Source organism: Paenibacillus sp. Z3-2 (genome assembly GCF_054161325.1).
In genome coordinates, this window is the sequence record NZ_CP096397.1 from 1,109,333 (window position 1) to 1,123,404 (window position 14,072).

General features: G+C 43.4%; 12 protein-coding genes. 9 read left to right on the forward strand and 3 right to left on the reverse strand.

Going from position 1 to position 14,072, the window contains the following annotated elements; all coding sequences use genetic code 11:
• The first annotated feature begins 82 nt into the window (after positions 1-82).
• The 7 genes from M1D71_RS04770 to M1D71_RS04800 all read left to right on the forward strand — a co-directional run bounded on the left by M1D71_RS04770 (position 83) and on the right by M1D71_RS04800 (position 7,633).
• Complete coding sequence (locus M1D71_RS04770) at positions 83-649, forward strand: hypothetical protein (protein WP_458125477.1); 567 nt, start codon at positions 83-85, stop codon at positions 647-649.
• 399 nt (positions 650-1,048) lie between these two features.
• Entirely contained in the window at positions 1,049-2,857 is a 1,809-nt protein-coding gene (locus M1D71_RS04775; protein WP_458125478.1) for an ABC transporter ATP-binding protein, read from the forward strand.
• Complete coding sequence (locus M1D71_RS04780; RefSeq protein ID WP_458125479.1) at positions 2,838-4,676, forward strand: ABC transporter ATP-binding protein; 1,839 nt, start codon at positions 2,838-2,840, stop codon at positions 4,674-4,676. The genes M1D71_RS04775 and M1D71_RS04780 overlap by 20 nt, the downstream gene beginning before the upstream one ends.
• Before the next feature lie 243 nt (positions 4,677-4,919).
• A complete protein-coding gene (locus M1D71_RS04785) occupies positions 4,920-5,255 on the forward strand; it encodes a hypothetical protein (RefSeq protein ID WP_458125480.1) in 336 nt (111 codons plus the stop codon).
• Positions 5,256-5,432: 177 nt separating this feature from the next.
• A complete protein-coding gene (locus tag M1D71_RS04790) occupies positions 5,433-6,236 on the forward strand; it encodes an undecaprenyl-diphosphate phosphatase (protein ID WP_458125481.1) in 804 nt (267 codons plus the stop codon).
• Positions 6,237-6,502: 266 nt separating this feature from the next.
• Complete coding sequence (locus M1D71_RS04795) at positions 6,503-7,258, forward strand: class I SAM-dependent methyltransferase (protein ID WP_458125482.1); 756 nt, start codon at positions 6,503-6,505, stop codon at positions 7,256-7,258.
• Between the two features lie 273 nt (positions 7,259-7,531).
• On the forward strand, positions 7,532-7,633 hold the full coding sequence (locus M1D71_RS04800) for an NUDIX domain-containing protein (RefSeq protein ID WP_458127162.1): 102 nt from the start codon (positions 7,532-7,534) through the stop codon (positions 7,631-7,633).
• A 502-nt stretch (positions 7,634-8,135) separates the two neighbouring features.
• Here the strand turns inward: M1D71_RS04800 and M1D71_RS04805 are convergent.
• The gene (locus M1D71_RS04805; RefSeq protein ID WP_458125483.1) at positions 8,136-8,684 is read right to left on the reverse strand and encodes a hypothetical protein; all 549 of its coding nucleotides are present in this window, start codon (positions 8,682-8,684) and stop codon (positions 8,136-8,138) included.
• Between the two features lie 37 nt (positions 8,685-8,721).
• Positions 8,722-9,480 (reverse strand): TVP38/TMEM64 family protein, encoded by a 759-nt coding sequence (locus M1D71_RS04810; RefSeq protein ID WP_458125484.1) that lies wholly within the window; start codon positions 9,478-9,480, stop codon positions 8,722-8,724.
• 163 nt (positions 9,481-9,643) lie between these two features.
• Between M1D71_RS04810 and M1D71_RS04815 the strand changes: the two genes are divergently transcribed.
• Complete coding sequence (locus M1D71_RS04815) at positions 9,644-10,336, forward strand: response regulator transcription factor (RefSeq protein WP_458125485.1); 693 nt, start codon at positions 9,644-9,646, stop codon at positions 10,334-10,336.
• Positions 10,329-11,672, forward strand: coding sequence for a HAMP domain-containing sensor histidine kinase (locus M1D71_RS04820; RefSeq protein ID WP_458125486.1), 1,344 nt, complete (start codon positions 10,329-10,331; stop codon positions 11,670-11,672). Before M1D71_RS04815 ends, M1D71_RS04820 begins: the two co-directional genes overlap by 8 nt.
• Positions 11,673-12,246: 574 nt before the next feature.
• Here M1D71_RS04820 and M1D71_RS04825 read toward each other — a convergent pair.
• Positions 12,247-13,854 (reverse strand): bifunctional metallophosphatase/5'-nucleotidase, encoded by a 1,608-nt coding sequence (locus M1D71_RS04825; RefSeq protein WP_458125487.1) that lies wholly within the window; start codon positions 13,852-13,854, stop codon positions 12,247-12,249.
• Positions 13,855-14,072 lie beyond the last annotated feature (218 nt).

A 14,072-nucleotide genomic window follows, 5' to 3' on the forward strand; every position in this document is an offset into this window, starting at 1 on the left:
GGACGCCGAGTGCGTCTCTTTGTTTCATTTATTTGATAGAATGAAGGTAAAATCTGGGGTTGTGCGAAGGAGCTTGCTGAACATGCTGGACTTTTCATTCGAGATTATTGATGAGACCAAGATTAATATTCAATACAAATATGGCAGTGAGTTCTTTAACTTTAACCTGTATTATGCGAACGGGGATTGGACATTGCATCCATTTGACGGCATACTGATCCAAAATCGTGAAATGTGCAGTCTCATTGTATCGGAGCTGCTCCGTAACAAAGATTTTCATGTCATGTTGGCCAAAGAGAAAATCATCTTATCTCAACTGCGTACCAGTGTTAACCTCCAATCCAATGAGCCGGATGAATGGGTTGCAGATCGAAGAAACGCAGATTATTCCAGTCATGATGATGAGTTGATGGATTACATAGGGAACCATAGCTTCGAAGAAGTATTGAAGCTTGAGCAAGAACAGATGGAGGCCAGAGTACAGTTCTTCCAACAGATCATTCAGAGAATGTTTATGGAGGGACTTGGGCCGGAAGATGCCGATTTTATCAAAGTTCAGGCCGTGATTCGAATATATAAGGAGACATACGACCGCCTAGGCGAATTGAATGATGACAATCGGGGTGATCGTGGACGCAGAAGATGGTAGTGAAATCCCGCTTGGTATGTAAACAGATAACTATATTTCTGCGAAGTCAGGTAGATCATCCTGATTTGCAAGTGTCATGAATGCTTTTACAGAGAAGCGGATTATGCCCTTGGTGAATCGGTTGCACAATGACATTCGTGAAGATCAGCTATAAGTACCTAACTAGCGTGTGGAAGGGAGACCTTCCTTTTTTTACTGTCAAAATGTTGATAAGTTTATTGTAAAGGGAAAAGTAGGGTAATAAGAATAGGAGCGGGATTGTAAAATACGCTATAATAACCATATGTGTACATAGAAATGATTACATATTGGACGAAGTGGAGAAATCAACATGTCTAATGGAGACTCTGAGCTGGAACATGGTATCGGTTTAGGGGGCTCCGAGCCGGAGGAATGCTTATGATCAAGCTGTTGTATCACCTGAAGAAGTACCGAGTTGCCGCAATTGCAGCCTTAGTCATGATGTTAATTGAGCTGACGGTGGAGTTGGCTCAGCCTTACTTGATCTCCAAGATCATTGATAACGGCATTCAGCAGGGAGACCTGTCAGTCGTCTGGTTGTGGGGCGGCGTGCTCGTGGGCAGTGCTGTGGTGGCTTTTGCTGCCGGAATTGCAAGTTCGTTCTTTGCATCTCATGCGAGTTTGGGATTCGGATACGATCTGCGCGAGAAGTTATATGAGAAAGTGCAAACGTTCTCTTATGCCGTATTCAATCGTTTCGCAACGTCGTCTCTGATTACGCGATTAACGGGGGATGTGACCCAGGTACAGGACACCGTCTTCATGAGTCTGCGCTTCATGACGCGTGTACCGCTGGTGGTGATTGGTAGCATGATTATGGCAGTGATCGTGAACCCGAGGTTGGGTCTGCTGCTGGTTGTCATGGTGCCTGTACTGCTCATTGTTGTGGTGTGGATGATCAAAAAGGCAGCGCTGCTGTTCCGCAATGTGCAGCGCAGACTGGATGCCGTCAACGGAGTCATCCAGGAGAATCTGACAGGCATTCGGCTGATCCGTGTCTTTGTACGGATGGGCCACGAGATTGAACGCTTTGCCGGTTTCAGCGGCAAGCTGATGAAAGGCACGGTCTCCGCGCTACGCCTGACGGAGACGACGATGCCGTTCATGCTGCTGATGATGAACGTTTGTATCATCGCCGTGCTATGGTTTGGACGAGTAGACATCGCCTCCGGTAATGCAACTGTGGGTGAAGTGGTTGCCGTCATTAACTATCTGCTTCGCACAATTGGTGCCATGTCTGCGTTGTCATGGATTCTGGTAACCTTCTCCAGAGCAAGCGCTTCGGCGCAACGTCTGAATGAAGTGTTTAATACGGAGGACACGTCGGAGACTGAACAGACGAATGCGTTATCTACGTCTGCACCATCTGCTGGATCTGTGAAATCTACGCACTCTCCGCAATCGGTATACTCAGCGAAGAAACAGCGCGCTGTGCAGGGAGCGGTTGAATTCCGCAGTGTAGGCTTCAGTTATCCGAATAGTGAAATTACAGTACTGGATAACATCACATTCACTGCAAAAGCGGGGGAGCGCATTGCCATTATGGGAGCAACAGGCTCAGGCAAATCCTCGCTGGTACAGCTCATTCCGCGGTTATATACAGAGGATGAAGGAAAGGTACGGATTGATGGTGCCGATGCATCAGAGCTGGATCTGTCCATGCTGCGTGGTTCGATTGGTTATGTGCCGCAGGAGGTCATCCTGTTTACCGGTTCTGTACGGGAGAATATTGCCTGGGGCCGGGAAGATGCGACATTGGAGGAGATCGTGCAAGCCGCGAAGCGTGCGCAGATCCATGAAACCATTGAAAATTTACCAAACGGTTATGATACATTGCTGGGTCAACGGGGAGTTAATCTCTCCGGTGGACAGAAACAGCGACTTTCCATTGCACGAGCACTGGTACGAAGACCAAGAATTCTGATTCTGGACGATAGCACAAGTGCACTGGATGTGGCTACGGAAGGCAGACTGCTGGATGCGCTGGAGGAATTGTCGTGTACTACGTTTATCATCACCCAGAAGATCAGTTCGACGACTTCAGCGGATCTGATTCTGCTGCTCGATGATGGACAACTTATTGGACAGGGAAAACATGAAGACCTAATGGAATCGTCCGAGCTGTATCGTCGAATCCATGAATCACAATACGGGGAGGGCGCACAGCATGTACAAAGCATTCATTGAGCCTTTCCGCCAGCCACCCCCGCCGATTGATCCCGAGACGCTACGGTCAGGTGGTGAGCGCAAACCCAAGGCAAGAGCGAAGAACTGGTCTGGTACGCTAGGTCGGATCTGGACGTATCTGGCACGGCGTAAGGTCAAGCTGTCCATGGTACTGTTGATGGTGTTCGCCAGCTCCGCACTCGCTTTACTTGGTCCCTACATGGTAGGGGTGGCCGTGGATGAGTTCATCGCGGGCGAAGCCGGTTCAAGCTGGACTCGGTTTCTGATTGGATTAACGGCCGTTTATGTCTTATTCTCACTCACATCCTGGCTCCAGAATATATGGATGATTGAAATCGCACAGGAAACTGTCTTCCGCATGCGGTATGACTTGTTCTCCCATCTGCACAAATTGCCGATTCCATTCTTCGGTAAACGCCAGCAGGGGGAAATTATGAGTCGGGTGACCAACGATATCGAGAATGTCAGCGGTACGTTGAACAGTTCGGCCATCCAGATTTTTTCGAGTGTATTAACCCTGCTTGGGACATTTGGCGTTATGCTGTGGCTCAGCCCACTACTGACCCTGCTTACCTTTATCGTTGTACCTTTGATGGCAATCGGCATGCGTTGGATTACACGCAGAACCGGACCGCTCTTCAAGGAACGGCAACGCAATCTAGGTGAACTCAACGGTTATATCGAAGAGACATTATCCGGGCAGCGGATCATTAAGGCATTCTCCCAAGAGGAGCGTGTGATTCGCGGTTTTGAGGAACGCAATACCCGCATCCGGATTTCCGGTTTCTGGGCACAGACGATCTCTGGTTTTATTCCGAAACTGATGAATGGATTGAATAACCTGAGCTTTGCGATTGTTGCGGGCATCGGTGGTATTCTGGCGATTCAGGGTTCGGTTACGGTTGGGGTAATTATTATCTTTGTGGAATATGCCCGTCAATTCACACGTCCGCTGAATGATCTGGCGAATCAGTGGAATACGTTATTGTCCGCGATTGCGGGGGCTGAGCGTGTATTCGAGGTACTGGACGAAGATGAGGAAGCGAAGGATGAAGGGGCAGCGGTATCTCTGGATAAAGTGGAGGGAGCTGTTCGTTTTGACAAAGTATCCTTTGGATACGATGAAGGACGTAACATTTTGCATGAAATCAGCTTTGAAGCCAAGCCAGGGGAGATGATTGCGCTTGTCGGTCCGACCGGGGCGGGGAAAACGACGCTAATCCAATTGTTATCCCGGTTCTATGATCCGACGGGTGGTACGTTAACCGTTGATGGACGGGATATGACCACCATTCGGCGTGAGAATCTGAGATCCCATATGGCGTTTGTACTGCAGGATTCTTTTCTGTTTCAAGGTACGATTCGAGAAAATATTCGGTTTGGCCGCCTGGATGCGACCGATGAAGAGGTGGAAGCAGCCTCCCGGCTGGCAAATGCCCACTCCTTCATTGTGCGAATGAAGGACGGGTACGACAAAGTGCTCCAAGCCGACGGAAGTGGTATTAGTCAGGGGCAGAAGCAGCTGCTCGCCATTGCCCGGGCAATTCTGGCCGATCCTTCCATCCTCGTTCTGGATGAGGCAACGAGCAGTATTGATACCGTCACAGAGATCAAAATCCAGGAAGGGCTGCAACGTCTGATGCAAGGGCGAACCAGCTTTGTCATTGCCCACAGGCTGAACACGATCCGTCAGGCTGATCGAATTTTGGTGCTGAAGGATGGTCATCTCCTGGAGCAAGGCTCGCATGATGCCCTGCTGGAACAAGGCGGTTTCTACAGCGAGCTGTATTACAGTCAGCTGCGTAAGAAGGCTCAGTAGTCATTTTGGATAATAGGTGACATGTATTAGAAAGCTTGTAGGTATGTAAAAAGAGCAGGGATGAGGGCACGATGCACCTCACTTCTGCTCTTTTTGCATATTTTATTGAAGAAACGTGGGAAATGGAACTGTGATTGTGTGTTAAAATATGGATATACTGGAATGGGTTCGTTTTTGGAAGGTTGCCAGACGTATGTCTTTAGTCAGTCAACTGAGCATTAAAAGAGAGGAGGGCAATGCGGAATGGAATTCAGATTTGGGAATGGTGCTATTCTTCTCCCCCCTGTACACATTACGATTATCGCGATCATTATTCTTTTCTTTCTGGTAAGGTGGAGCAAGCAATTAGAAACAAGGCGTTTTACGGTTTTCTTTTACTTTTTGATTAGTACGTTCATTACTCCAATTTATTCTCAAAGTACAACAAAAGGTGTCTTTGAGCTATGGATCCCTGCAGGGTTTATGGTGGTTTTCTTTTACTTGTTTCGAAGCGAAAGAAATCATCCATCTAAAATGAAAGCAAGTATCTTAGGATTTTCCATAGCGTTATATCAATTAATCCTTCAATATGTCGGATAACGGGACAGGATAGTTTATCAAGATACATCAATATGATCTGTATATCATTTAAATGAAGTGACAATAATGTCACACTGAAATGAATATTGTTATGCTAATCGATGGGGATATATCGTTATTCACCCTTATACTTGAACTTGTTAAGAGAGTTTATTTCTGTAAAGGGGGTATCTTCTAATGACTGATGTAATAAAAGCAATAATACTTGGCATAGTGGAAGGGTTAACTGAATTCTTACCAGTATCGTCTACTGGACATCTTATTTTAGCAGGCAATTTACTTAACTTTGAGGGAGACGCGGCAATAACCTTTAAAATTGTTATACAGTTGGGTGCAGTGATGGCAGTTCTAATTCTTTACTGGAAAAGGTACATGGAGATGGGGTCAAACTTAACTAAAATGGATTTTTCAAAAAGTAAGGGTTTAAACGTAATACATATGATTTTGGCTATGTTACCAGCATTAATCGTATATCTTCTACTAAAGGACACTATAAAAAGCCAATTATTCGGCCCTACACCTGTCTTATTTGGTTTAGTTGCTGGTGGTTTATTAATGATCATCGCAGCACGGAGTAAGAGAACTACCAGCGTTGATACAATTGATATGATTAGTTACAAACAAGCCTTTGGAATTGGCTTATTCCAATGTCTGGCTTTGTGGCCGGGTTTTTCGAGATCGGGTTCGACGATTTCAGGTGGACTTTTGCTCGGTACTAGCCAAAAAGCTGCCGCAGATTTTACGTTCATTATTTCTGTACCTGTTATGTTTGGTGCTACCTTGTTGGACTTATACGATAGCCGCGATTTACTTCGTTTAGACGATTTGTATCTAATGTTAATTGGCTTTATGACTTCCTTCCTTGTGGCTATGATTGCGGTAGTAACGTTTATTAGACTGATCAAGCGACTTCGCTTGGAGTGGTTTGCTCTATACCGTTTTGTATTAGCAGCCCTTTTCTATTTAATCGTCATACTGTAACTGTATTCTATAATTTATAACTCTCATTTCAAACTAACGGGAAACGTTAGTCCAAAAAAGGCAAGGAGCAGGCAGCTGCTCCATTTTTTATTAAGCTAGTGGGCAGGTTAGTTTAGACTTCTTTTAGGGCCGGATAAGGTATAGTGTCGAGAGCAAACTTTATTGATTTAAACAAAAATAGGAAATTTAATACGAAAAACTTCTCTTTTTTTAACTGGAATTTATCTGTATCATTTAATTAAAATCAGTTGGGAGAGTGTCAATAGATGAACAGTAAAGAAAAGTTTTCGAACCGGGTCGATTCGTATTTGAAGTACCGCCCTAGCTATCCGAAAGAGGCTATTGATTATTTGTACGACTTCGTCGGTTTGCGTTCGAATAGTAAAATATTAGATATCGGTTCAGGTACTGGGATTATTTCGAAGCTACTCCTAGAACGCGGTAGCTACCTGATCGCGGTCGAGCCGAATCAGGCAATGCGTGAAGCAGCAGAACAAATGTTAGAAAGCAATCCAAATTTTCAGAGTATATCAGGATCTGCAGAATCTACTGGATTACCTGATCAGTCGGTTGAGTTTATTGTCTGCGCACAGGCGTTTCACTGGTTTGATCGCTCAGCAGCACAAACTGAGTTCCGTAGAATTCTACAGCCGGGTGGGAGAGTAATACTAATCTGGAATTCCCGTCTTACAAACGGTACTTCATTTCGTGAAGAGTACGATCAACTGCTAAATACATACGGAACCGACTACGAAAAAGTCAATCATAAAAATATTTCTCAGACGATGCTTCTTTCTTTTTTCAAGGAAGGTTCAATGCATGAAGTGCGATTCAGAATGCATCAGGAGTTTGATTTCGAGGGCTTGAGAGGCAGGTTGCTATCATCTTCTTACAGCCCTGTACAAGGGCATCCAAATTACAATCCGATGATGACGGAACTGCGAAATCTATTTGATAGGAATAATCAAAATGGTATTGTTCCATTCGATTATGAAACAGAGATTTATTGGGGAGAAGTATAGATCCAGCTTTAATTAAAGAATTGGGTTGTTTAGCATTTGTTTATATTCTTTGAAGAACTTTATTTATGACTAATTTAATTAACACCAAGTTTCATAAAATTAAATTAGAAAGAGATGTAAGCTATGGGCAGAGTACATTATGAAGTTCCATTAAGATGTATTGGTGTTGCAAGTTGTGTTACTTAAAAACACACCTTGTGGTTACAAAGTGCTGTTATTAGAACGGGCTAGTTCAGTATTGAGTGGTATTTTTGGTGTTATATTGGTGGTGCTATTGAGGAAGGGGAACAGGCATGGGAAGCTGCGTTAAGAGAAATTCGTGAAGAAACTGGTATTACAACTGTTTCCTTGTTCACTTCAAATAAGTTTGATTAATTCTATTCAGCAAAAGAAAATTATATTTATATAGCGCCTGTTTTGTGGGATATGTAGATGATGATCAAGATGTGATTCTAAACAATGAACATAGTGAATACGAATGGTTAACATTTAATGAAGCAATAGAAAGAGTTGAATTACCGGGAAATGACGAAGTCCTAGAATTTATTGAGAAGCATTTTGCAAGCAACTATCCTTCAAAATGGTTACGTGTAGGGATGTAATTAAAGGAGGTCCTGTTAATTATGGAAAATGAAATGCCTCTAAATATTCATGATCACACAAACTAGAGCACGTAGAATAATTCATTAAGCTAACGGGAAACGTTAGTTGAAAAGACATGAGCAGTTTGCAGATTAGCAGGCTACTCATTTTTTGTTGAGCTGTCGGTGACAAAAGTAAGTTTCGTGAATTTGTTCGTTCAAAGAAGCAGGCTCAACGTGGTTTTACGTATTGGAAGCATAAGATGTATTTTGACGCACTGATCCGTCTGCTGACATTAATCAATGGTATAGATGTCCCAATCTCGTTGTTCATTCTGCCGGATCGCATACATCATTTTTACTTTTTCAACCGAATTGGTTGTTGTATCCAGACGTGCACCAAGAACAGTAATATGCACCTGTTTTTTAATAGACGAATTTTCCTCAATGCTTTCGATGCTTGAAAACGTATATTGGAACTGCTCACCATAATAAAAATCCATGGCATCAGCCAGTTGATCATCGACAAAACCGGATCGGAACAGTTTGTGATCATGCTGCACGAGAGCGGTCAGATTCTTTTCGAGTACATCCAGTGCGGGGCGCTGGTCTTCTTTTAACGGATCTTTTGCTGATTCCAAGTCAATTGTCAATTCAGCTTTAAAGCTGGTATTCGATGATGGTTTAGCTCCCGTATCTTGCGATTTTGTTGTATCGGGACGTGCATTCTGAATCGATGTATTTGTCGATGTGCTTGGTACATCTTTTGGCAGATTTTCTCCACTACATGCCACCAAGAAAATTAGAGAGGCTAAGAGGGTTGTCATTACAATTGTTTTTATCACTATATCCCACCTTTTAATTCTAGTGTTTCCAAGAGTACTACCTTCGGTATTTCGGTTCTTCTCCAAATTTTTTAATTTTGACGGGTTTGGCAGTAGGTCTATTCCCTTTCGTTTTCTCCACTTTTGAAAACAACTTTATCAATTTATCTTTATAGATATATCCGAGCACGAAACCAAAAACAGCGATGACGGATATGATAATTGCGATGCTGTATTGCTGCATATGAATGGTGGACCCCACAGCGGCAGATGCGATGATCCACGGCAGACGACCAACTATAAGTATCGTGAAGAATCTTAACGAACTCATGGAGGTAAGAGCGGCAACATATACGAGCAGGTCTTTCGGCAATCCGGGAATAACGAAAAAGATAAATAAAAAGGCAGAGAACTTCTTCTCATCATGAATAAAAGACATCCACTTATAATTTTTCTTTTGCAGCAGCCGTGAAATGTAAGCGCGGCCGATAAAACGAGTAAAATAAAAAGCAATTCCTGAGCCTAGTATCAAGCCTATTGTAGTATACAAGGACCCCAGTGTAATCCCATAGATATAACCGCCTGCAACCTGTACCACTTCTCCTGGAATAGGCGCAACTACGATCTGAAGAATCTGGAATAAAATAAACATGACCGGACCCCAATGCCCTGTTGAATGAATATATGCTCTGAAATTGTCCATGGACGACATAATTTTAATAAGGGCAGGAGAATAATAGACCAGTAAACCAATGGACAATATGAATATCAGACCTAATAACAGGTTTATCACTGCTTTTTTCGAAGGTTGTGGCATAGCTGACGACTCCCTCCTTTGTATAATGACCTCTACATATTTGTAGTATAAAATGAAATCATTAAGAGTTACCTACATAACTTCTGAAGAATTCTTAAGTCGACTGTATTTGCTGGTAGTTGCTAATAGCGCATATTATACTGCTATTAGACGGAGGGATCAGATGAACAAGCAAATCTTAATTGCTGACGATAACAGTGAGATTCGTGAGATTGTAAGGATTTTGTTAGAGAGCGAGAATTATGAAGTGATTGAAGCGATAGATGGTCAAGATGCGATTGATAAAGTGAGTGAAGAGACGGATCTCATTATTTTGGATATGATGATGCCCAATAAATCTGGACTGAAGGCGTGTTTGGAGATTCGTGAAAAAACAAGCGCACCGATCCTGTTTCTTACCGCGAAAACGCAGGATTCTGACAAACAATTGGCATTCTCCTCAGGCAGTGATGACTTTTTGTCCAAGCCTTTTTCCTATACAGAACTCGTTTCGAGAGTGAAGGCTTTACTGCGGAGGTATTATGTTTATCGGGGCAAGGAGAAGACGGAAGAAACGGACCAAATTATCGTTAAGGATCTTACGGTTCACCAGGATGCAAAAACCGTGTTTGTTGGGGCGAAGGAAATCGTATTAACTGAAATTGAATACCAGATCTTGCTGCTGCTGGTTAAGAAACGACGTAAGGTGTTTTCGGCTGAAAACATATATGAGAGTGTTTGGGGACAACCCTACATTTATACGTGTAATAACACGGTCATGGTTCATATTCGTAATTTGAGAAGCAAACTGGAAGATGATCCACAGAACCCTAAATATGTGAAAACCGTTTGGGGGAAGGGGTACAAAATTGAATAGATTACTAATGGGAAAAAAGCTGAAGATCAAACTGGTTCTGGCAGTTATAATTTCATTGGTCATTTCTATAAGTGTATTCGTCATTTTACAACTGATTGGCGAGACTGTACTCAATAGTTATTTAAGCAAATCCACTTTTGTGGAAAATAGGCAGCAAGATGCGCTTGATCGATTCGAAGCATTCGTGAACAACCAGAACGTGTCAACCCGTGATCACGAGAAATTGTATGAATGGATCAGTCATGAGCGCTACTTGAATCTGTATATTTTTGCAAAAGACAAGTTGATTTTCTCCTCTAACACAGAGATTGATCCTGCTATTAATGAAGAGCTTCTAACTCAATTCGTGCCTTCGAAAGTACCCATCACCACCATCCATTTTGCGGATCAGGATGCCCAGATCTACTTGGTTGGCTTTTATGAGTATCAATACTACAATCTCATTCTGATTATTGGTGTTTTCATAACAGCTGTTATATTCATTGTTTCCTTTCTACTGATGATTAATAAGAAAACATCTTATATTGGCGTGCTTGAACAAGAGATCAAAATACTTGAAGGTGGAAATTTGGATTATTCAATTACGATATTGGGAAAGGATGAATTGTCTTCTTTGGCCAAAAGTATTGATGAGATGAGGAAATCCTTTGTTGAGCGACTCGGTAGCGAGGAGAGAGTGAGAATGGCTAATCGCGAATTGATCACGGCAATTTCCCATGATTTGCGCACTCCACTCACGATTCTATTGGGTTATATGGACATCATAGAGCTTAACAAATATAAGACGCATGAGGATCTGTTGCAGTATATTCACAATAGCCGGGAGAAGGCCTATCAAATCAAAGCGCTATCGGACAAACTATTCGAATATTTTACGGTATCCTCTGCCGCTGAAGAAGAGGATGTGGAATTTGAAATCTATGAGGGCAGAGCGCTTATCGATCAACTCATTGATGAGCAACTGGTGGTTTTAGACAAAATTGATGTACAGGTCCAGACAGATGCATATCATGAGGAATTTTTACTAGAAATCAATCTGGTCGCCATACGCCGTGTATTCGATAACATTTTTTCGAATATTCGAAAGTATGCTGATCCGACGCATCCCGTTCATATCCAGATTTCCTTGAAGCAACAATGGGTCTATCTTGGGGTCGAGAATAAGATTTTACGTGTGGGCAAAACGGAAGATAGCAACAAAATTGGGCTCGTTAGTTGTCAGAAGATAATACAGCAGCACAACGGGACGTTGACCGTATCGCAACGAAAAGATACTTTTTCACTTCAGGTTACGCTACCTGTCATTTTAAAAAAAACAGTACAGACTTTTGATTGATAAATCCAATAACGTTCTCTTTGAGCACCTAACTTGTCGCAGGGCAAGAACATACACCACCAAAGTCGCTAAGAAGCGGCTTCTTTGTGTCTATAAAGTGTAAACAGCCCATATATTTCAGACACTAATTGGCTTAAGAATTCTTAAGAATTATGAGGCCCCCATCTTAAGAAAATTCGAATAAGCTTATAAATTATAAGTAGTTTCTTGAATCATCAGAAAGGGGAAGGTATTACATTAATGGCCCTACCGATGAGCTTAGCTGTTACTCCAATTATTTAGTAACTCTACTCGTAATTCGCCTGGAATAAATGGCGTTCAGGAGGATACAATTCGCTAAATGCTGTACGTAGCCGAACAAGGACGTCGGCCTAGTATTTTCGATTTGAGGGAGCATGGAGAAATCTGTTATCGCTTTGGGTATCCAGATCTCACTGCTCTTCTGGACCCAAAAGATTTTGAACCGTTGCGAGAGGTTGCCATAAATTTTTGGAAGCATAAGTTTACCAAATGAAAAACTTATGGGTTAAGTCGCAAAGAGCAGATCCTGTGATCAGGATCTGCTCTTACTCATTTAACTGCCGATAACTCTCCAATTATTCGTCTGCTCAACCATCAACGGCTGATGTCTGCGGATGTAATCCTCCACCAGTGTGGCCATATCCGTGGCACCCTCGTGCAGTACCTTTTTGCCCGGATACATCGCATAATCACCGCCCCCAGCAGCACGGTAGCTGTTCATCACAACAGAGTACTTGCCATCCATGTCCATAGGTTTGCCTTCACGTTCCAACTTCATAACTCGACTGCCCACAGGTTGGGAGATATCCAGCTCGTACTCTATGCCAGCCCACATATCGTAATTATAATGCTGAGGTTTGGGCTCCATATAGGCAGGATTCACGGCCACTTCACCAGAAGCATTCACTTCAAAGTAACGAGCCGTTTGTTCCAGCGCTTCCCGGATGTCTTGACCGCTCAGCTCCAGTACAGTAAGCGTATTGGGATAGATGAAGTTGGATAACACGTCCCGAACAGTGATATGGCGTCCGAATCCCCGAGCCTCTTCACTTAGCATGGCGGTATTGGACAGCTCAGCCCCGGTCGCTTCCATCTGCACTTGATGTACAAAGGCAATGAATGGATGTGACTTGAGTCGCAGGGCCGTAGCATTGGTGATGGACAAGTCCCCAGACACCTCCCCAATGGGTTGATCAAGCCAGGCTTGTGCCTTATTCTCTACCTCATCCGTAAATTTCAAGACTGTAGCATCAGGCTCGACTTCACTATACTCATCCAGAAGTAACAACCGAGCCTGCGTATCGGTAATCTGCCACTTCCCACCCGATGATTGTTCCAACTGAACGGATACATGTCCCGCACCGTTACCACTGAATCCCGGCTGGATGACGGTTACCCCATGAATATTAGCGGTAAGCTGACGATGTTGATGTCCGGTAAGCAGCACATCGATGCCTTCGATGTCCCGGCAGATGGCATAGCCTTGATTTTCTCCAGTTAACCGTTCAGTAGGCTCTCCCGTCTCCAAATCACTCTCAAATCCGCCATGATAACTCACTACCATAACATCTGGTTGTTCATGCTCGCGTATATAGCGAACCCATGTACGAATGGTCTCCAAGGCATCAAGGAACTGTAGGCCCTCAATATTTTTCGGGTGCTCCCAGTTCGGTATGTAATGCGTAGTTGCACCCAACAGGGCGATTTTGACGCCAGAAGATAAGGTTTTGATTAGATATGGAGGACCGAAGGCAGGGACATCTGGATGCTCATCATTCACAATGTTGGCAGACAGCCAAGGGAAGTTGGAAGCTTCAACCGCCCCGCGTAACAGATGCTGACCATAGTTAAACTCATGATTGCCCATCACGGCAGCATCATATCCCAGTTCATTCAGAACGGTTATGAAAGGATGCACTTCGTTTTTGGAAACTTGTGAAGCTGCATAAGAGGCCAAGGGCGATCCTTGCAAAAGATCCCCGTTATCCACCAGGATCAGTTCAGGTGAACGTTCGCGTTCCTTACGAATCAGGGAAGCGAGCAGGGCAAGTCCTGCCGGGCGGTATGCATTGGTATTGTAATGAATGGGCCGGATCGCTCCGTGCAGATCACTGGTGAACAGGATGTCGAAGCTTGCCGTATGGGTGGTTATGGATGTCATTTTACAATCTCCTCTAATATATAAGTTCAGATATATGGAATTACTATAAAACGGAGAAGACAGATTAGCATGAAGAATCGAAATATAAGCAGTTATCTCCGATGTTCTCCCTATATCTTCAACCATAATGAGCCTATTCTAACAGATACAATTCGCGCTGACAGCCTGACAGGAAACTTTACAAAACTCCAAATTCCGTTTCACATCGCGCTAATATT

What these genes read in the sequence shown, in the direction of transcription:
- M1D71_RS04790 (WP_458125481.1), top strand. Translation starts at nt 5,433, where the DNA reads ATGACTGATGTAATAAAAGCAATAATACTTGGCATAGTGGAAGGGTTA.
- M1D71_RS04795 (WP_458125482.1), top strand. Translation starts at nt 6,503, where the DNA reads ATGAACAGTAAAGAAAAGTTTTCGAACCGGGTCGATTCGTATTTGAAG.
- M1D71_RS04770 (WP_458125477.1), top strand. Translation starts at nt 83, where the DNA reads ATGCTGGACTTTTCATTCGAGATTATTGATGAGACCAAGATTAATATT.
- M1D71_RS04780 (WP_458125479.1), top strand. Translation starts at nt 2,838, where the DNA reads ATGTACAAAGCATTCATTGAGCCTTTCCGCCAGCCACCCCCGCCGATT.
- M1D71_RS04785 (WP_458125480.1), top strand. Translation starts at nt 4,920, where the DNA reads ATGGAATTCAGATTTGGGAATGGTGCTATTCTTCTCCCCCCTGTACAC.
- M1D71_RS04810 (WP_458125484.1), bottom strand. Translation starts at nt 9,480, where the DNA reads ATGCCACAACCTTCGAAAAAAGCAGTGATAAACCTGTTATTAGGTCTG.
- M1D71_RS04775 (WP_458125478.1), top strand. Translation starts at nt 1,049, where the DNA reads ATGATCAAGCTGTTGTATCACCTGAAGAAGTACCGAGTTGCCGCAATT.
- M1D71_RS04815 (WP_458125485.1), top strand. Translation starts at nt 9,644, where the DNA reads ATGAACAAGCAAATCTTAATTGCTGACGATAACAGTGAGATTCGTGAG.
- M1D71_RS04825 (WP_458125487.1), bottom strand. Translation starts at nt 13,854, where the DNA reads ATGACATCCATAACCACCCATACGGCAAGCTTCGACATCCTGTTCACC.